The sequence below is a fragment of the Pseudooceanicola marinus genome (genome assembly GCF_020177265.1).
Lineage (GTDB): Bacteria > Pseudomonadota > Alphaproteobacteria > Rhodobacterales > Rhodobacteraceae > Pseudooceanicola > Pseudooceanicola marinus_A.
The window spans coordinates 252,161-269,280 of record NZ_JAIVMC010000008.1 but is presented as its reverse complement, the minus strand read 5'-3'; the positions used below and the strand labels follow the sequence as shown (position 1 = coordinate 269,280).

At 67.9% G+C, this 17,120-nt stretch carries 19 protein-coding genes and 1 tRNA gene; 8 read left to right on the top strand and 12 right to left on the bottom strand.

Going from position 1 to position 17,120, the window contains the following annotated elements:
• Window positions 1–5: 5 nt before the first annotated feature.
• A complete protein-coding gene (locus tag LC066_RS15450) occupies window positions 6–428 on the bottom strand; it encodes a DUF2147 domain-containing protein (RefSeq protein ID WP_224900796.1) in 423 nt (140 codons plus the stop codon).
• Between the two features lie 268 nt (window positions 429–696).
• A complete protein-coding gene (locus LC066_RS15445) occupies window positions 697–1,080 on the bottom strand; it encodes a DUF2147 domain-containing protein (RefSeq protein WP_224900793.1) in 384 nt (127 codons plus the stop codon).
• Between the two features lie 212 nt (window positions 1,081–1,292).
• Between LC066_RS15445 and hisA the strand changes: the two genes are divergently transcribed.
• The 5 genes from hisA (at window position 1,293) to LC066_RS15420 (ending at window position 3,888) form a co-directional block, all read left to right on the top strand.
• Entirely contained in the window at window positions 1,293–2,015 is a 723-nt protein-coding gene (gene hisA, locus LC066_RS15440; protein WP_222474859.1) for a 1-(5-phosphoribosyl)-5-[(5-phosphoribosylamino)methylideneamino]imidazole-4-carboxamide isomerase, read from the top strand.
• Between the two features lies 1 nt (window position 2,016).
• Window positions 2,017–2,394, top strand: coding sequence for a hypothetical protein (locus tag LC066_RS15435; RefSeq protein ID WP_224900790.1), 378 nt, complete (start codon window positions 2,017–2,019; stop codon window positions 2,392–2,394).
• Entirely contained in the window at window positions 2,391–2,723 is a 333-nt protein-coding gene (locus LC066_RS15430) for a hypothetical protein (RefSeq protein ID WP_222474861.1), read from the top strand. The genes LC066_RS15435 and LC066_RS15430 overlap by 4 nt, the downstream gene beginning before the upstream one ends.
• Before the next feature lie 73 nt (window positions 2,724–2,796).
• Entirely contained in the window at window positions 2,797–3,558 is a 762-nt protein-coding gene (gene hisF / locus LC066_RS15425) for an imidazole glycerol phosphate synthase subunit HisF (RefSeq protein WP_222474862.1), read from the top strand.
• A 9-nt stretch (window positions 3,559–3,567) separates the two neighbouring features.
• Entirely contained in the window at window positions 3,568–3,888 is a 321-nt protein-coding gene (locus tag LC066_RS15420; protein WP_085887175.1) for a phosphoribosyl-ATP diphosphatase, read from the top strand.
• A 4-nt stretch (window positions 3,889–3,892) separates the two neighbouring features.
• Here the strand turns inward: LC066_RS15420 and LC066_RS15415 are convergent, their stop codons facing one another.
• The 3 genes from LC066_RS15415 to rlmB form a co-directional block, all read right to left on the bottom strand.
• Window positions 3,893–4,774: a DMT family transporter gene (locus LC066_RS15415; protein WP_224900787.1), complete on the bottom strand. Its 882-nt coding sequence runs from the start codon at window positions 4,772–4,774 to the stop codon at window positions 3,893–3,895.
• Window positions 4,775–4,816: 42 nt separating this feature from the next.
• Complete coding sequence (locus LC066_RS15410) at window positions 4,817–5,251, bottom strand: CoA-binding protein (RefSeq protein ID WP_224900784.1); 435 nt, start codon at window positions 5,249–5,251, stop codon at window positions 4,817–4,819.
• 315 nt (window positions 5,252–5,566) lie between these two features.
• Window positions 5,567–6,346, bottom strand: coding sequence for a 23S rRNA (guanosine(2251)-2'-O)-methyltransferase RlmB (gene rlmB / locus LC066_RS15405; RefSeq protein WP_222474865.1), 780 nt, complete (start codon window positions 6,344–6,346; stop codon window positions 5,567–5,569).
• A gap of 258 nt (window positions 6,347–6,604) precedes the next feature.
• Here rlmB and LC066_RS15400 point away from each other — a divergent pair.
• Window positions 6,605–6,688: transfer RNA gene (locus LC066_RS15400), tRNA-Tyr, on the top strand.
• A 236-nt stretch (window positions 6,689–6,924) separates the two neighbouring features.
• Here the strand turns inward: LC066_RS15400 and LC066_RS15395 are convergent.
• The 5 genes from LC066_RS15395 to LC066_RS15375 form a co-directional block, all read right to left on the bottom strand.
• A complete protein-coding gene (locus LC066_RS15395) occupies window positions 6,925–7,506 on the bottom strand; it encodes an NYN domain-containing protein (RefSeq protein WP_224900781.1) in 582 nt (193 codons plus the stop codon).
• A 527-nt stretch (window positions 7,507–8,033) separates the two neighbouring features.
• Complete coding sequence (locus LC066_RS15390) at window positions 8,034–8,201, bottom strand: hypothetical protein (protein ID WP_224900778.1); 168 nt, start codon at window positions 8,199–8,201, stop codon at window positions 8,034–8,036.
• Window positions 8,198–9,322, bottom strand: a complete 1,125-nt coding sequence (locus LC066_RS15385; RefSeq protein WP_224900775.1) for a YeeE/YedE family protein — start codon at window positions 9,320–9,322, stop codon at window positions 8,198–8,200. Before LC066_RS15385 ends, LC066_RS15390 begins: the two co-directional genes overlap by 4 nt.
• Window positions 9,319–10,227, bottom strand: coding sequence for a sulfurtransferase (locus LC066_RS15380; protein WP_224900773.1), 909 nt, complete (start codon window positions 10,225–10,227; stop codon window positions 9,319–9,321). Before LC066_RS15380 ends, LC066_RS15385 begins: the two co-directional genes overlap by 4 nt.
• 318 nt (window positions 10,228–10,545) lie before the next feature.
• Window positions 10,546–11,994, bottom strand: a complete 1,449-nt coding sequence (locus tag LC066_RS15375; RefSeq protein WP_224900770.1) for an aldehyde dehydrogenase — start codon at window positions 11,992–11,994, stop codon at window positions 10,546–10,548.
• 239 nt (window positions 11,995–12,233) lie between these two features.
• Between LC066_RS15375 and LC066_RS15370 the strand changes: the two genes are divergently transcribed.
• Window positions 12,234–12,710: a response regulator gene (locus tag LC066_RS15370; RefSeq protein WP_224900767.1), complete on the top strand. Its 477-nt coding sequence runs from the start codon at window positions 12,234–12,236 to the stop codon at window positions 12,708–12,710.
• A 3-nt stretch (window positions 12,711–12,713) separates the two neighbouring features.
• Window positions 12,714–14,678 (top strand): sensor histidine kinase, encoded by a 1,965-nt coding sequence (locus tag LC066_RS15365; RefSeq protein WP_224900764.1) that lies wholly within the window; start codon window positions 12,714–12,716, stop codon window positions 14,676–14,678.
• Window positions 14,679–14,720: 42 nt separating this feature from the next.
• Here LC066_RS15365 and LC066_RS15360 read toward each other — a convergent pair whose 3' ends face one another.
• Both LC066_RS15360 and dctP read right to left on the bottom strand, forming a co-directional pair.
• On the bottom strand, window positions 14,721–16,010 hold the full coding sequence (locus LC066_RS15360; protein WP_222478393.1) for a TRAP transporter large permease: 1,290 nt from the start codon (window positions 16,008–16,010) through the stop codon (window positions 14,721–14,723).
• 85 nt (window positions 16,011–16,095) lie between these two features.
• Window positions 16,096–17,097 carry a TRAP transporter substrate-binding protein DctP gene (dctP, locus tag LC066_RS15355; protein ID WP_224900761.1) on the bottom strand — a complete coding sequence of 334 codons (1,002 nt, stop codon included), beginning with the start codon at window positions 17,095–17,097 and terminating at the stop codon, window positions 16,096–16,098.
• Window positions 17,098–17,120 lie beyond the last annotated feature (23 nt).

The following is a 17,120-nucleotide window of genomic DNA, read 5'->3' as shown; positions in this document are numbered from 1 at the left end:
GCGGGTCAGTGCACCCGTCGCCAGGTCTGGCTGTTGCAGATGATGCCGGCGCAGCCGCGCACCTCCAGCTGATCGCCCTGCACCTCGACCTTGGCCGCCACCACCTTGTCCAATAGCGGCACGTAAACCTGCCCCTGATAGGCGCCGCCCGCGGCGGGTTCCATGCCGCGCAGAACCATCTCGCCCACGGCCTTGGTCACGATCTCCTGCCCTTCGGGATCGAAGGCCCGTTCGAGGCGGCCACAGTAGGCACCGCCGCAATCGCGGATGACCACATGGCCGGTCTGTCCCTTGCGGTCAGGGGGCGAGGCCCAGGTACCGACGACTGTCTCCGCGGCGCCGGCCTGCCCGGCCATCACCGCCAGCAGGCAACCGCCCAGCAGCCGCCGCAGGGTCGCGCCCTTGCCTGAAATCTGATCCGTCATCATCGCTCGATCTCCCTTCTGGAGTGCTCCCACCCATAATGGATCCCGGAATCCTAACGCCGCGCGCCGTTCCCGCCATGATCGGCGACAAGACGTAGCAGGAATCCCTTCGCAAAGAGAGAACGCCGCAGTCGAAAACGCGGTTCCGGCAGGAACTGGCCGAGGAAATCTCGCGATTTTTCTGAAAATGGCCCGTTTGGCGCCAGGCCTGCAACGCCCCGGACGGGGCGTCGGAGCCGGGGGCAGGCCTGCGCCCGCCCCGCCGGCTGGATCACTTCACCCGCGTCCAGGTCTGCCTCTTGCAGATCGGCCCGACGCAGCCCGCGACCCGCAGGACGTCGCCCGACAGTTCCATCTTCGAGCGATAGACCTTGTCGGTGGAGGGCTGCCAGATGCGCCCGTCGCCGTACTTGCCGTTGCCCTCGGCCTGCATGTCCCAGACGATGGGCTTGCCGCGGTTGGCGCTCTGGTATTCGCCAGAATTGTTGAAGGTGCGGCTGATGACACCACACAGGGCGGCGCCGCAGGGGGCGAAGGTGACATGGGCGTAACTGCCGTCGTCCACTTCCGTCTTCCAGATCCCCTCGACCGGATCCGCCATGGCCGCCCCGGCGCCAAGCGCGACGAAACCGGCCGCAACCAGTGCCTTGAACATGAGATTTCCTCCCTCAGAACTCCTCTAGGCATACCCTGACTCCTCAAAGGTCCACCGTGCAAGGGCGCGGGCATATGACTTGACGTCAAGGTCAGGCATGCTGTCCCACCCGCGTCAGGCCCTGCCCGAGACCCCGCCGGACGCGCTCGCACGTTGCAATTGGCGCGGCGCCCGTGCCATAGGCTTTGGCGACCAAGGAAAGGGCCCGCGCGATGATCCTCTACCCCGCCATCGACCTCAAGGACGGCCAGGCCGTGCGCCTGTTCAAGGGCGACATGGACAAGGCCACCGTGTTCAACGACGACCCCGCCGCCCAGGCGATGGAGTTCGTGGAGGCGGGCTGCGAATGGCTGCATCTGGTGGATCTGAACGGCGCCTTCGCCGGCAGCCCGGTGAACGCCGCCCCGGTCGAGGCGATCCTGGAGCGCTGCAAGGTGCCGGCCCAGCTGGGCGGCGGCATCCGCGACATGGCCACCATCGAGATGTGGCTGGGCAAGGGCCTGCAACGGGTCATCCTGGGCACCGTGGCGGTGGAAAACCCCGCGCTGGTGCGCGAGGCGGCGAAGGCCTTCCCCGGCCAGGTGGCCGTGGGCATCGACGCCCGCAACGGATACGTGGCGACCAAGGGCTGGGCGACGGAAACCGACGTGCAGGTCACCGACCTGGCGCGCAGTTTCGAGGACGCGGGCGTGGCTGCCATCATCTACACCGACATCAACCGCGACGGCGCGATGCAGGGCCCCAACATCGAGGCCACGGCGGCGTTGGCCAATGCGGTGTCGATCCCGGTGATCGCCTCGGGCGGTGTCTCCTCCATTGCCGACCTGCAGGCGTTGAAGACCTGCGGTGCGCCGCTGAACGGCGCGATTTCGGGCCGGGCGCTTTATGACGGGGCCATCGACCTGGCCGAGGCGCTGGCGGTGATGAAGGGCTGACATGGCACGCCGCCCCGCCACCCGCCGGCTGGACCGGATCGCGCTGGTCCTCGTCTTGGCGCCGCTTGCCCTGTGGCTGGGTGCCATCGGCGTGACCCTCGCCCTGGGCGCGGCGGGCTGTGCCATCGACGAGGGATCGGCCCATCCCTGCACCCTTGCGGAGCTGGACCTGTCGGACTTCGCCTATACCACCGGCATCTTCGCCGCCTGGGGCGGGCTGTTGATGCTGCCCTTCTCCGGCGGCTTCGCCTTGCTCTGGGCGGTGGTGCGGCTGATCCTCTTGATGGCCCTGCCCCGCTCCGCGACTGGCCCGGGCCCCGAAGACAAGATGACGCCCGGCACCAAAGAAAAGACAAACAGGGACGACACGACGAAATGACCAAGGACATGCTGGCCATCCTGATGGTGGCGATCCCGCTGGCGGCCTTCGGCCTCAGCTTCTTCACCCGCAACCGCATGGCCTTCTGGCTGCTGCGGATCGCCGGGCTGACCTTCGCCATCTCGCTGTCGCTGATGATCATCGCCGACAACAACTGCTCGGGCGACCTGCTGAACGGGCTGTCGGACTGCGCCGCCGGGCTGACCGGCCCGCTGACCGCCATTGCCCCGATCCTGCTTCTGCTGTTCATGAGCTATCTCTACTTCGGCCCTGTGATCCTGCTGGTCAGCCTCGGGCTGGAGATCTACACCCGTGTGACGCGCCGCTGACCCGGCCCCTCTGGCCAGCGCGCCCGCCGCGCGCTAAACCGGCGCCGACCCATCCCCGCACCGGGAGATCCCCATGCTGAAGACCCGCATCATTCCCTGCCTCGACGTGGCCGACGGCCGCGTGGTGAAGGGCGTCAATTTCGTCGACCTGCGCGATGCGGGCGATCCGGTGGATGCCGCGAAGGCCTATGACCTGGCCGGCGCGGACGAGATCACCTTCCTCGACATCCACGCGACCCATGAAAACCGCGGCACCATGTTCGACGTGGTCACCCGCACCGCCGAGAACTGCTACGTGCCGCTGACCGTGGGCGGGGGCGTGCGCACGGTGCAGGACGTGCGCAACCTGCTGCTGGCGGGGGCCGACAAGGTGTCGTTCAATTCCGCCGCCGTGGCCGACCCGGACGTCCTGGCCCGCGCCGCCGACCAGTTCGGCAGCCAGTGCATCGTCTGCGCCATCGACGCCAAGACCGTCAGCCCCGGCAAGTGGGAGATCTTCACCCATGGCGGGCGCAAGCCCACGGGGATCGACGCGGTGGAGTTCGCCAAGCTGGTGGCGGCCAAGGGCGCCGGAGAGATCCTGCTGACCTCGATGGACCGCGACGGTACCCGCGCGGGGTTCAACCTGCCGCTGACCCGGGCGATTTCCGATGCGGTCTCGGTGCCGGTCATCGCCTCTGGCGGCGTCGGCACGCTGGATCACCTGGTCGAGGGCGTGACCGAGGGCGGCGCCTCCGCCGTGCTGGCCGCCTCGATCTTCCACTTCGGCGATCACACCATCCGCGAGGCCAAGGAACACATGGCCGCCGCGGGCATCCCGATGCGACTGCAGTAGGAGGCCGCCATGACCGACACGCTTTCCCGCCTCTCCGCCACCATCGAAAGCCGCCGCGGCGCCGACCCCGACAGTTCCTGGACAGCCAAGCTGTTGGCCAAGGGACCGGAGAAATGCGCCGAGAAGTTCGGCGAAGAGGCCGTCGAGGCGATCATCGAGGCGGTGAAGAACGACCCCGAAAAGCTGGCCTCGGAATGCGCCGATGTGCTTTACCACATGCTGGTGATGCTGGCGGCGCGGGACGTGCCGCTGCAGGCTGTTCTCGACGTGCTGGAGGCGCGCGAGGGCACCTCGGGCGTGGCCGAGAAGGCCAGCCGCCCCAAGGGCTGATCCCTCAGGCCGCCCCCTGCCCCGCCAGCCGCGCCTGCCGCTGGCCGACCAGCAGCGAGCCAACGCCCGACAGCGCGATCAGCGCCAGACCGGCCAGCGCCCAGACATCGGGCCAGTCGCCGAAGACCAACGCCCCCAGCACCATGGCCGACAGCAGCTGGCTGTAGACCAGCGGCGCGATCAGGCTGGCCTCCGCCCGGCGGCTGGCCATCACCAGCAGGAAATTCCCCATGGCCGATCCGCCGGCGCTGATCGCCACCAGCCCAGCCAGCGTCCAGGTCATCCCGGGCCAGTCGCCGCCCAGGCCGAAGGGCGTCAGCATCGCCGTGCCCAGCAGTAGCTGCGACAGCAGCAGGAAGCGGGGCCGAACCTGGCCCGAGACGACCCGCGTCATCACCAGGTAGGCGCCGTAGAAGGTGCCGGCGGTCAGCGCAAAGGCCATGCCGATGGTGGCCCCGAACCCCGGTTTCACCACCAGCATCACCCCCGCGAAACCGACGGCCAGCAGCAGGCTGCGCAGCGGTGCGGGGCGTTCGCCCAGGAACAGGATCGCCAAGACATAGGCCACCACCGGGCCGATGAAGAAGGCGCCGAAGACATTGGCCAGCGGTTCTGTCCGCAGCGCCGTCAGGATGCAGCTGATCCCGGCGGCGATGAAGAAGCCCCGCAGCACCACGCGCCAGTCCAGCAGGCGCGGCAGCTCGGCCCGGGTCAGCCCGCTGAAGGGCAGAAGCACCAGCGCGGCCAGGCCGAAGCGCGTCCAGGCGACCCAGACCGGATCAATGCCGGAGGAGGTCATCAGCTTGCCCGCCGTATCCCCGATCACCACGCAGGTAACCGCGCCAAAGACGGTGGCGATCAGCCCGGCCAGCTCAATCCCGCGCATCGCCGGCCCCTGCGGTCATGGCGTCGCGGGCCCCGGCGCCGCTCACAATCCCAGCCTCGCGATCTCGATCTTCGGGCAGCGGTCCATCACCACCTCGACGCCCCGCGCCTCGGCCATGTCGCGCCCCTCGGGGCTGATGACCCCGATCTGCATCCAGACTGTCTTCAGCCCCGGCAGGGCCGCCAGCGCCTCCTCGACCACGCGGGGCACGGCGTCGGAGCGGCGGAAGATGTCGACCATCTCGACTGCCGCGCCCAGGTCGCGCCCGACCTCCGCCAGGTCGGCGCGCACGGTTTCCCCGAACAGCGTTTCTCCCGCGTGGCCGGGGTGGACCGGGATAACCCGATAGCCCTTCGCTGTCAGCATCTCGCCCACCCCGTGACTGGGGCGCGTCGCATCGGGCGAGGCGCCGACCATGGCGATCACCCGCTGTTCGGTCAGGATCCGGCGCAGGCCGGCGTCGTCTTCGATTGTCATGGCGGGATCCTCCTGTCGCGCGTGCCACGCCAGACTGGCGCCTTCATGCGGCAGAGGCAATGGCCCCCAGATGGGTCGCGAATGGAGCCACGCCCCCGGGGACGCCGGGCCAGCAAGAAAAAAGCGCCCAGGAAGACCTGGGCGCCAGTACGGAACGAGGGACAGTGAAAGGAAACATCGGCGTTCCAGGCCGGTGTTTCTGTACGATACGTAAGGTCGCCGTACCGGACATGAAGAGGCTGTAATAGGAATGTGAACAAAGCCCTAAGACGAAGCGTCTTCAGGCCGTCCCCCCGGGTCGGTAACCGGCGCGCCTCAGCCGCGCGCGGCGTAAAGCGCCACGGCAGCAGCGTTCGACACGTTGAGAGAGCCGAAATCGCTGGCAAAGGCGATCTTCACCAGCCCGTCGCAGACCTCGCGCGTGCGCGGGCGCAGGCCCGGCCCCTCGGCGCCCAGAACCAGCGCCACCGGGCGGTCGCGGCGCCCCTCCAGGGCCTCTTCGACGGTCTGTTCGGCCTCACCGTCGAGGCCCAGGACCAGGTAGCCCATCTTCTGCAGCTCCAGGATGGAATCAGCCAGGTTGCGGATGCGCAGGTAGGGCTGGCGTTCCAGCGCCCCCGAGGCGGTTTTCGCCAGCGCGCCGGTTTCCGGCGCCGCATGGTGGCGCGGGGCGACAACGGCCAGGGCACCGAAGACCTCGGCCGAGCGCAGGATGGCGCCGACGTTGTGCGGATCGGTCACCCGGTCCAGCAGCACCAGCCGCGGCGCCCCGGCACCGCGGTTCGACAGCGCCACGTCTTCCAGGCTGCCCCAGTCCAGCGCCTTCACCTCCAGCGCCGCGCCCTGGTGCACCGACTGCGGGTCGATGGGGGCGGCGAACTTGCGCGGGTCGCTCATCTCCGGCTCGATCCCGGCCTCGGCCACGGCATCGGCCAGCTTGTCCAGCGCGTTCTTGGTGACCACCAGCCGGACCTTTTCGCGCGCCGGGTTCATCAGCGCGTCGCGCACCGCATGCAGGCCGAACAGCCAGAGCGTCTCGGCCGCGGCCGCGCGCTTGGTCTTTTCCTTGTCGATCACCCACTGCGGTTTCTTCATCGCGCCTCTCCCGGCCGGGCCGGCCCTGCGCCCTTGCGTCAGCCCCTGCCTTGTTTCCTGCTTTGCAAACACCCGCTCACCGCCCTGGCGAGGCCGGGTATTTTCCCTTCTACAGGGTCCCGGCGTCCTACGCTGCCCCTGTTTTCCACGCAAGCGGAACGGGGGTGAAAAAGGCCCGGATTTTCCTGTTGACGCCCCCGGCCTGCACCCGTAAACACCCGCTCACGGTTGGCGGGGCGCTTCGCTCCAGACCAATTCGGGCGACGAGCTGCAAGGTGCGGCAGCGGACTGTAACTCCGCCGGGGAGACCCATGCCTGGTTCGATTCCAGGGTCGCCCACCACTTCCCCTTTATCTTTTGATATCAATGGGTAGGTGGCCCGCACCGCCTGTTTTGCGACCTATTGGTTTCAATAGGTTAGCGGCGGAGTGTCCCGCAACTTGGCCAGTCCGAACCCAGGTCTGGCGTTCCATCCATATGCTCAGCTTTCAGTGATCGAATGTCGGTCCGCTATCCACTTTCCACGCTCACCAGCCGAACAGGCTGTGAGGCGTAAGATCATTGGGGCGCCGGTCATTCTACTGCTGGTCGGTTAGAGGCCGCGCCAACCAAAGCTTCCCGGAGCGATACCCCCCGCGCACCAGACGGTTGCCGCGGGCGAGCTCCGGGTACTGTTCAACCCAGTCTCGAAAGCGATCATTGGTGACCACGCGCGCATCATAATCGCGGGCCGCAGCGAGAATGATCTCGTCTGCAGCTGTACCTTTGGCGACAACCATTACCCTGCCAACTCGAAGCCCCAAGAGCTTCGCAAGCTCGACGTCGCTCTGATACCGATTGACCAGTTTGTATCCAACATTTGCATCGAAAACCACGCAAGGCGCGTAGCCCTCATTGCTCAGGTATTGCGTGACATCTCTAACCGCAGCGATGTCCGGACCGTGTCCCTTCCAGTGCATGATGTTGGAGCCATCCAGCAGGATCCACGGCGTATTCACACGCCGCGAAAGGCCAGTTCCCCGGACACGCCAGAGCAGAAGAAGCAAGCTGCCGATCACGCCAGGTCCCGCCAGAAGCACAAGGTCCGAAAGCCCAGGCACGAACAAGCCAGCCAGGAGAGCTGAGAGGGATAGGGTTAGAATGAAGATCAATCCGAACACAGGAGCTCCCCTTCCCCGACAGGTAACTACGGCAGCGGCAGCCCAGCAAGCAGGATGTCGCGGGCCCCTCGGCCCCTCGAATTCGCACCTTCGAGCAAAGAGTAAAGGTAACCGAAGGCCCCGATCTGACAGCTCCGAGGGCATGGTGAGGCCCAGCCCCTTACGAGGCACGTCCCCAAGTGCAGCATGAAGGGCTGCCTTCGACAGGAAGTGGGACGAGTTGTCGTTCGATGCACCTTGCCTCACGGCAATGAGGCGCAGGCAGCAGACGTCGCAACAGCGACATGCGGCGCGGGCGGACCTGCCGCGATCAGCCCGAAGCTATCGTTCGCGCCCTCCGCAGCAGATGATCGCTCGCAGCCCCTATCCGTACCCCGGACTCCCGCCCAAGAGCGCACGGCCAACCGGCCCGATACGGTGGAGCCCCGAAGAGAGCAAAGTATCGGACAGCTGGGTCGGGGCCATTCGAGGGCCTGCTGAAGCGCGCGCTTTCGTGCTGCGCCGACAGCAGGCCCGTGTGAGCCGTGTCAGCCAGGCAGGGCGCCGCAGAAGCCGCCCGAGGCCGCTTCGCCGGAGCCGAGGCCGAAGGCCGGCGGCGCCTGGTAGGGGTTCAGGTCCGAGGTCGCCTGGTCGAAGACCAGCAGCGCCGCGACGAAGACCAGCGACAGGGTCGCGGTAAAGGCACGGGTTCTCATTTCGCCTCCAGTCCGACCAGGGGCCGGATCTTGATGCCCACGAAGGCGCCCCCGAAGGCCGCGATGAACCAGGCCCAGCCGTGGAAGCTGCCCGTGGCGATGCCGGAGAAGAAGGCCCCCACGTTGCAGCCGAAGGCCAGCCGCGAGGAGTAGCCCAGCAGGAGACCCGCCACAACGGTCGCCACCCAGGCCCGCGCCGGGTAGGACGGCAGCGGCGAGGACAGCGCCCCGCGCCGCCAAGCCGCCACCAGGAAGGCCCCGGCGATGATGCCGATGTCGGTCAGCGAGGTATAGTCGGTCAGGATCGAGGACTGCAGCCGATCCATGGAGCCGGGCGCGCTGAAGAAGGCCGAACCGGACAGGTCGCCGCCAAGCGCGGTGAACCCCTTCGCGGCCCAGAGGCCCAGGCCGTAGACCACGCCCCAGGGCTGGCCCGCGATCGCGAGGTTCGCAAGCGCCAGCACGGCCAGCAGCACGGCGGCGATCACGTAGCGGCGCGGCAGGGCCCGGCTGCCCTTCTTGCCGAGGAAGAAGAACAGTGCCGCCGCCAGCGCCAGCAGCACCAGTGTCATCACCGTGCCGCTGAGGCCCTGGAAGGACAGGATCGGCAGCGCGCCAAGGTTGGTCCACCAGATCAGGTGATAGGCCCCGGCGAAGGAGCCGACGGCGAAGAAAGGCAATGCCAGCAGGCTGACCGGGTTGCCGCTGCCGGCGTTGACCAGCGTGCCCGACCCGCAGCCCAGCACGATCTGCATGCAGGCGCCGAAGACGAAGGCGCCGCCGATCATGGCGAAGCCGATCGGCGCCTGGGCCCCGGTGATCTCGCCCGGGCGGGCGGCGATCAGCGGGATGGCGATGACGGTGACCAGGGCGATGGACAAAAGCTGTGCCAGCACGCCCGCGGGTTCCCGGAACAGGATCATCCGGCGCCACGGCCCGGCAAAGCCGAAGCGCAGCCCCTCCAGCACGATGCCAAAGCCAAGGCCCACGGCCAGCAGCAGCCCGTAACGGGCGCCGGCCAGAAACATCACGGCGACAACGGCAACAAGCGCGGCAAGCAGAAGCCCGCCGCGCCGCGCCGTCACGCCGCCGCCCGAAGGCAGAACGGCCGCGTCGCTCATTTGAACTGCCCCAGCAGGTTCTGGATCAGGCCCGGCTCGTTCAGCATGTCACCGTCGGTGGAGGCATATTCCACCATCGAACCGGGGTAGAGCGTCACGTTCGGCACGCCACCCAGCTCGCTCAGGGCGAACCAGTTGGTCGCGGCCCAGTGGCCGGTGTTGCAGAAGGAAACGACCTCCTCACCGGGGGTCACGTCGAATTCCTCCAGTAGGGCGTCGACGTTGGACGGCTGGCTGATCGCCGTGGCGCCGGGCTGGAAGAACCGGGTGTATTCCAGGTTCTGCGCACCGGGCAGCGTGCCGGGACGCGCGGCGGCGCCATGGGATTGCTGGCCCTCGTAGAAGGCCTGCGGACGGGCGTCGATCAGGGCCGCGCTGCGGTCGCCTGCGATCACCTCGTTCACCTCCGCCGTGTCGGCGGTCCAGGTGTCGTCCCAGGCGATGTCCAACTCGGTCGGCTCGATCTCGGGCACGTCCTGGGTCACCGGCAGGCCGGCATTGACCCAGGCCTGGGCGCCACCGTTGAGGATCGACAGATCGGTGAAACCGCTGCTTTTCAGCGTCCAGTAGACCCGGGCGGCAGCGCCGAAATCGCTGTCGTTGGCGCCCTGGGAGACGATGACAACCGGCTCATCCGGGCTGAGGCCGAGGGATTCATAGGTTGCTTCCAGCTCTTCGACGGGGACCAGCTGGCCGGGGTTGTCCGCCGGGCCGCGGAACAGGCCATAGGGCGCGTCCAGCGCGCCGTCGATGTGGCCCTGATCATAGGCGTCGCCGCGGATGTCCAGGACGGTGACCTCGGCCCCGTCCAGCTCGGCCGGCGTGACGAGCGGGCCGAGATCGGCGGCGAAGGCCGGCGAGGTCAGGGCGATGAGAGCGGTGGATGCAAGAAGGGCACGAGGCATGGGGAAGCTCCGTCAAAAGGGAATTTACCGCTTCATGTCGCGCATTTGGCGGGAACTTCAAGGGCTTCACCCGAGGCCACCACATCGCCCCCAAGACGAACGTTTTGCCCGGACGGTCGTTGTCGGAACAAGGGTTTCACGGCGCACGCGCCATGGAACGAAGCCCGCCCTGACGGCGCGGACACGGGCGAGTGTTCTTTTTGACGGAAAAACCGTCCGACCGGCCCGGACAGCAGAAAGGCGGCCATGCGAAGATGGCCGCCTCCCCCTTTCGCAGCAGATCCCGCCGGGATCTGCCGCCCGCAGATCGGACCTGTGTCAGATCGGATAGTGGATGTCGCCGTCCTGCATGGTGATCCAGCGCAGGTCGGTGAACTCGGCGATGCCCCAGTTGCCGCCGAAGCGGCCATAGCCCGAGCCCTTCACACCGCCGAAGGGCATCTGCGCCTCGTCATGCACCGTGGGGCCGTTGATGTGGCAGATGCCGCTTTCGATCCGCTTGGCCACCGCCAGCGCCGCCAGGGTGTCGCGGCTGAAGACGGCCGAGGACAGGCCGAACTCACTTTCATTGGCGATGCGCACGGCCTCGTCCACCGTGTCGGCGCGGATGATCGCCACGACGGGGCCGAAGCTTTCCTCGCTGTAGATCCGCATGTCGGAGGTCACGTTATCCAGCGCCGCGGCGTTCAGGATGGTGCCCTCGCCGCCACCGGCGATCAGGGTCGCACCCTTCCCGGTGGCATCGGCGATCAGCTCCTCGACATGACCGGCGGCGGCGCCGTTCACCACCGAGCCCAGCGGAGCGTCACCGTCGCGCGGATCCCCGGCGACCAGGCTTTCGACCTTGGCGGTGAAGGCCTCGACGAAGCGGTCGCCGGCCTCGCCCACCACGATGATCCGCTCGGTGGACATGCAGATCTGCCCCTGGTTCATGAAGGCCCCGAAGCCCGCGGCGGCGACGGTGGCGTCGATATCGGCGTCCTCCATCACGATCATCGGGGCCTTGCCGCCCAGTTCCAGCAGCGCGGGCTTCAGGTTGCGCCCGGCGATTTCGCTGATGATCCGCCCGACCCGGGTGGAGCCGGTGAAGTTCACACGCCGGATCGCCGGATGTTCGATCAGCTCCTTCACCACCTGCGGCGCGTCCTCGGGATCGTTGGAGATCGCGTTCAGCACGCCCGCCGGGAAGCCGGCCTCGGCCACCGCCTCGATGATCAGGGCATGGACGCGCGGGCACAGTTCGGAGGTCTTCATGACCACGGTATTGCCGCAGGCCAGCGGGGTTGCGATCGACCGCACGCCCAGGATCACCGGCGCGTTCCAGGGCGCCATGGCCAGCACGACGCCCGCCGGCTGACGGATCGCCATGGCGGTGGAACCGGGGCGGTTCGAGGGGATGATCTCCCCCTTGATCTGGGTGGTCAGCGCGGCGGCCTCGACCAGCATGTCGGAGGCCAGCATGACGTTGAACCGCGCCCAAGCCTCGGTCGCGCCGATCTCTTCCTTCATGGCGGCGACGATGTCATCGCCCCGCGCCTTCAGGTTCTCGGCGGCGGCCAGCAGCATCTTGCGCCGTTCGCCCGGGCCGGTGGCGGACCAGCCGTCGAAGGCCGCCGCGGCCGCCTCGACCGCCTTCGCCACATCCGCCGATCCGGCGGCGGCGGCCTCTGTCACCACGTCGCCGGTCACAGGGTTCGCGCGGGTGAACACCCTGTCGCCGTCCGCCGGAACGTGATCGCCGCCAATGTAGAGGTTGAGCTTCTGCATGAGGTTCTCCTTCACTTCACCCCGGGGCCCGCCGCCGTGTCGCGACGGATCGCCCGGACAGGTCGCCCCCAACAGATAGCAACGAAGAGACAAAGGCAAAGCACAGCGGCGCGACGTCACCGCACAGCCCGCCCTGCGCCTCTGCCCTGCCCGTCCCGCAAATTGCGTCGAATGCGAACTTCGCCACCGCCCCGCCGTAACGAAGCTTTCAGCCTTTTTCCCTTTCCTCGGGAAGCACCATGGATCGGAGGACAGCGATGACGGAGGGGCATGAGACACCAAGCGTCCTTCTGGTCGAGGACAGCCGGATCGACGTGAAGATCTTCGAGCGCGCCGCGCAGTCGGTGGCCCTGAACGCCCGGATCGAGGTCGCCTCCGACGGGCTGGAGGCGCTGGAGCGGCTTCGCCGCCTGCAACGGGGCCAGGACCCGGGGCCGCGCCCGGCGCTGATCGTGCTGGACCTGAACATGCCCAACATGACGGGGTTCGAACTGCTGGAGGCGATGCGCAAGGACGAGACGCTGCGCGACCACCTGGTCTTCGTGATGACCACCTCCGCCGCCTCCGCCGATGTGCAGCGCGCCTATGAGCTGAACGTGGCGGGCTACATGACCAAAACCTCGGATTTCAGCGACTTCCGGCCGAAGCTGAAATTGCTGAACGACTACCTCGCCCAGGTCGACCTGCCGCATCCGTCGCAACCGGCGCAGGTCTGACCCATGCGGCTCGCCACCCGTGCCCAGCTCATCACGATCGGCGCCCTGATCGTTGTCACGCTGTTTCTGGTGGGGATCATCGGAGCCAACCATCGCGACCTGCTGCGGCAGCATCTGGAAGAATCGCTGGCGGCCGAGGTCACAGCCAAGGTCAGCGCCATCCGCACCCGGATCGACGCCTCGCAGCACCTGCTCCGACGCCTGGCGGGCGGGCCGGCAATGCACCGCTTCCTGGAAGAGGGGGCGGCGGAGGATCTGACGGACCGCTTTGCGGTCCTGGCCGCCAATCACCCGCAGATCCTCCAGGTGCGGTTCCTAGACACCGGCGGCCAGGAAAGGCTGCGCGTCGACCGGGTGGCGGGACAGGCCCGGGTCATCCCCGAGGCCGATCTTCAGGACAAGTCGGGCCGCGCCTACGTGGAACAGGCGCTGACGCTTGCCCCAGGCGAGGTCGGACTGTCGGCGCTGGAGCCCAACCGCGAGTTTGGCGAGATCCAGTATCCCCTGACCCCCACCCTGCGCCTGATGATGTCGGTCTTCGACGGTCGGGGACAGCGCGTCGGCCTGCTGGTTCTGAACCTCGACGGGTCGAAGATCCTGCCGGCGGCGCACGTCGGCGAGACGGAGCTGCGGATCATGCGGCCCGATGGCACTTACCTGCTGCACCCCGACCCCGCCCAGACCTTCGGCCTAGAACGGGGCACCGGGACCGGCGCCCGGGCCGAGTTCGACCTGGTGCCCGCCACCCTGTCGGCCGCCCCCGGCTTTCTGCGGCTGGAACCGAGCGGTGCGCCCTGGGCGGCGCCTGCCCTGGCGGCCTATCAGTGGGTGTCGCTCGGGGACGCCACCCGGCAACGCTGGCTGGTCATGGCCAGTGTCCCCGAAAACCTGCTGGCAACCCTGGTGCGCCGGGATTTCCTGACCCTGGCCGGCACCGCCGGGCTGATCGCCGCCCTGGCCTGCGCCCTGATCTGGGCGGTGCTGAACCGGGTCGCCCGCCGCCTCGATCACATCACCCGGGCTGCGCGCAGCATCAGTGCGGGTGACCGCGGCATCACGGTTGCCACGCAGGGCGACGACGAACTGGCGATCCTGGGCCAGGCCTTCAACGGCATGACCCGTGACCTGGAAACCGCGCTGGAGATGGAACAGAAAGCGCGCGCCGAGCTGGAGGACACCAACACCGAGCTGCAGCGCTCGAACGCCGACCTCGAAAGTTTTGCCCGCGCCGCCGCCCATGACCTGAAAACGCCTCTGCGGGCCCTGCGCATCCTGCCCACCTTCATCGAGGACGACGCCCCGGATCTGGGCCCCGAGCTTTGCGATCACCTGCACGAGATCACCAACCAGGCCGAGCGGCTGGAGGATCTGGTCGACGGGCTGCTGAAATATTCGCTCCTGGGCCGCGAACGCAGCCTGCCCGAAAGCTTCGCCCCCGGCGAGGTGATCGACCGGGTGCTGCGCACCTGCACCCTGCCCGAGGGGTTCACCCTGCGGCAGGAGATCGACCTGGCCGTGATCCACTGCGTCATGGTCGAGTTCGAGATCGCCCTGCGCAACATGCTGCAGAATGCGATCCGTCACCATGACCGGCGGACCGGCACCCTGGTGATCCGTGTCACCCGCGATGACAGCCTGTTCCGGATCGAGTTGCAGGACGACGGCCCCGGCATCCCGGACGCCATGAAACCCAAGGTGCTGCTGCCGCTGCGCACGGGCAAGAGCCAGGAAAAGGGTGGCGGCACAGGCCTGGGGCTGGCCTTCATCGCCAAGATCGCCGACCGCCGCGGTGGCCGGGTGGAGCTGCTGGATGCGCCGGGGCGCGGGTTGATCGTGCGATTGAGCCTGCCCGCGACGCCCTCGGAGGACCGACCGACCGACCGGCGCGACGGGCTGCCTGCGGCCCCGCCGCCGGCGCTGTCCGACAAGGCGGCGCCACGGCGCCCGGCCGCCGGACGGCTGCACTGACCGAGGCAGGAGCGCGATGCCCCTGCCCCGACCGCCTGCTGATCAGCGCAGCATCAGCCCCGGCAGCCAAAGCGTGATCTGCGGCACCAGCAGCAGAAGCAGAAGCACCAGGATCTCCATCGCGACGAAGGGCAGGATGCCGCGGAAGATCGTCTTCAGCGGCACCCCGGTCTGCCCCGCCGCCACATAGGCGTTCAGCCCGAGGGGCGGCGTCAGCAACCCGATCTCCACCGTCTTGGTGACCACGATGCCGAACCAGACGGGATCGAAATCCAGCGCCATGGCGGTCGGGAAGGCCAGCGGCATGGCCAGCGACAGGATCGCCAGCTGGTCCATGAACATCCCCATCACCAGCAACGCCAGGATGATGATCGCCATGATCGTGGTGCGCGACATCTCCGTCTCCGCCACGAACTCCAGCAGGGCGTGGGTGATCCGGGTGAAGGCCAGGTAGTTCGAAAAGATCGCCGAACAGGCCACGATGGCCACGATCATCACCGTGGCCCGGATCGCGCCGGACACCGAGCGGTTGAATGTGGCGAAGCTGATCGTGCGTTGCAGCAGCACGATGATCAACGAGCCCATGACGCCAAGCGCCGCCGCCTCCGAGGGCGAGGCGATGCCGCCGTAGATCGAGCCGATCACCAGCACCATCAGCACGATCATCGGCAGCACGTGGCGGCTGGCCTTGACCGCGCGCTTCAGCTCGAAGGGCTCCCCCGCCGGGGCCTGGTCGGTGGTATGGGCGATCAGCTTGATCACGATGGCCAGGCCCGTCGCCGTCAGCAGGCCCGGCACGATCCCCGCGATGAACAGCTTGCCGATCGAGGTCTCGGTCAGCACGCCGTAGACCACAAGCACGATGGAGGGCGGCACCACCACGGCCAGCGTCCCACCGACCGAGACCACGGCAGCGGCCAGACGGCGGGAATAGTTGTGCGACCGCATCTCCGGGTAGGCCGAGGAGGCCATGGCGGCGGTCGAGGCGGTCGAGCTGCCGACCAGCGCCGCTAGGATCACCGAGGCGCCCACGGTGGCCATGGCCAGCCCGCCCTTCACGTGGCCCAGCCAGCCCTGGCAGGCCAGGATCGCCCGGCGGGTCACGTCACCGAAGGTCAGCAATTCGGCCATCAGGATGAACAGCGGGATCGCCACCAGGATGAAACTGGCGGAACTGTCGAAGAAGCTGCGTTCCAGCACGGCCAGCGCGGGTTTCAGCCCCAGTTGCAGGGACAGCCCGAGGAAGCCGGTGATGCCCATGGCAAAGGCGATCGGCACGCGAAAGGCCATCAGCACGGCCAGCAGCAGGAGAATGGCGAAGAAAGTCAGCATGGTGCGAAGGCAAGCCCTTGAGTGAGGCAGCCGGGCCCGCAGGTCCGGCCGCCATGCTCCGTCGAAAGGGTGAAGGCGGGCGCGATTACTCGCTCATCGCGGCCTGGTAGAGGTCGAGGACCTCTTGCGCGGCCTCGCCGCCCATGCGGCTCACCCAGTCCTCGGTCACCGGCGCCATGCCGTCGCGCAGGGTCGCCAGTTCCTCTTCGGTAAAGCTGTAGGTGTCGATGCCCTCGTCGGTCCATTGCTGGATCAGATCATCCACGCTGTCGTCCTGGGCCTGGGCCACGTGGACCGCAATCTCGTCACCGGCGGTGATCATCGCCTCCTGCACCTCGGGCGACAGGCCGTCGAAAAGGTCGCTGCGCACCACCATGACGAAGCTGTAGCCGCCGAACGACCCGTTGGTGGAGATATGGCTGACCACCTCGTTCAGCTTGTAGCCCGGCACCGAGGCCAGCGGGAACAGCACCGCGTCGAGCCGGCCACGTTCGACGGCCGTGTAGACCTCCGGCCCGGGGATCGAGATGCCGACACCGCCGAGGCTGCGCGCGGTCATCGCCTGCGTGGCGCCCGAGGTGCGGATGTCCAGCGCGTCCCAGTCGGCAGGCATGCCCAGACGGGTCTTGGCCAGCACCTGGTAGGGCGGCAGGACGAAGCCGAAGATCGGCGTGACGCCCGCGGCCAGCAGCTCGTCGCGCAGCGGGCCCTCCTTCAGCAGGGCCTGCACCGCGCGGGTGCCTTCCACGGCCGTGCCGTAGTAGCCCGGCAGGCCCACGACGGAGTTCAGCGGCAGCGTTTCGGAATGGTAAAGCGCCCCCAGCAGGGCCGCATCCAGGATGCCGGAGTTCACCGCATCCAGCTGCGCCTTCGACTTCGCCGCCTGCTGCGAGGGGAAGTGATCGAAGGTCACCTCGCCCCCCGTCGCCTCCTCGACGGCGGCCATCCATTTCGTCGTGCCCTCCACCGACACGATATGGCTGGTCGACTGGAAATCGCCCAGGCTCAGCGTTTCCGCCAGCGCCGGGTTGGCGGCCAGGGTCATCACGCCGCCCAGGGCGGCCAGTGCCTTTGTCATCATGGTCATTGTCTTCTCCTCCCAAAGAAATG

Coding starts and splice junctions, on each gene's coding strand:
- LC066_RS15450 (WP_224900796.1), bottom strand. CDS start 428: ATGATGACGGATCAGATTTCAGGCAAGGGCGCGACCCTGCGGCGGCTG.
- LC066_RS15445 (WP_224900793.1), bottom strand. CDS start 1,080: ATGTTCAAGGCACTGGTTGCGGCCGGTTTCGTCGCGCTTGGCGCCGGG.
- hisA (WP_222474859.1), top strand. CDS start 1,293: ATGATCCTCTACCCCGCCATCGACCTCAAGGACGGCCAGGCCGTGCGC.
- LC066_RS15435 (WP_224900790.1), top strand. CDS start 2,017: ATGGCACGCCGCCCCGCCACCCGCCGGCTGGACCGGATCGCGCTGGTC.
- LC066_RS15430 (WP_222474861.1), top strand. CDS start 2,391: ATGACCAAGGACATGCTGGCCATCCTGATGGTGGCGATCCCGCTGGCG.
- hisF (WP_222474862.1), top strand. CDS start 2,797: ATGCTGAAGACCCGCATCATTCCCTGCCTCGACGTGGCCGACGGCCGC.
- LC066_RS15420 (WP_085887175.1), top strand. CDS start 3,568: ATGACCGACACGCTTTCCCGCCTCTCCGCCACCATCGAAAGCCGCCGC.
- LC066_RS15415 (WP_224900787.1), bottom strand. CDS start 4,774: ATGCGCGGGATTGAGCTGGCCGGGCTGATCGCCACCGTCTTTGGCGCG.
- LC066_RS15410 (WP_224900784.1), bottom strand. CDS start 5,251: ATGACAATCGAAGACGACGCCGGCCTGCGCCGGATCCTGACCGAACAG.
- rlmB (WP_222474865.1), bottom strand. CDS start 6,346: ATGAAGAAACCGCAGTGGGTGATCGACAAGGAAAAGACCAAGCGCGCG.
- LC066_RS15390 (WP_224900778.1), bottom strand. CDS start 8,201: ATGAGAACCCGTGCCTTTACCGCGACCCTGTCGCTGGTCTTCGTCGCG.
- LC066_RS15385 (WP_224900775.1), bottom strand. CDS start 9,322: ATGAGCGACGCGGCCGTTCTGCCTTCGGGCGGCGGCGTGACGGCGCGG.
- LC066_RS15380 (WP_224900773.1), bottom strand. CDS start 10,227: ATGCCTCGTGCCCTTCTTGCATCCACCGCTCTCATCGCCCTGACCTCG.
- LC066_RS15375 (WP_224900770.1), bottom strand. CDS start 11,994: ATGCAGAAGCTCAACCTCTACATTGGCGGCGATCACGTTCCGGCGGAC.
- LC066_RS15370 (WP_224900767.1), top strand. CDS start 12,234: ATGGATCGGAGGACAGCGATGACGGAGGGGCATGAGACACCAAGCGTC.
- LC066_RS15365 (WP_224900764.1), top strand. CDS start 12,714: ATGCGGCTCGCCACCCGTGCCCAGCTCATCACGATCGGCGCCCTGATC.
- LC066_RS15360 (WP_222478393.1), bottom strand. CDS start 16,010: ATGCTGACTTTCTTCGCCATTCTCCTGCTGCTGGCCGTGCTGATGGCC.
- dctP (WP_224900761.1), bottom strand. CDS start 17,097: ATGACCATGATGACAAAGGCACTGGCCGCCCTGGGCGGCGTGATGACC.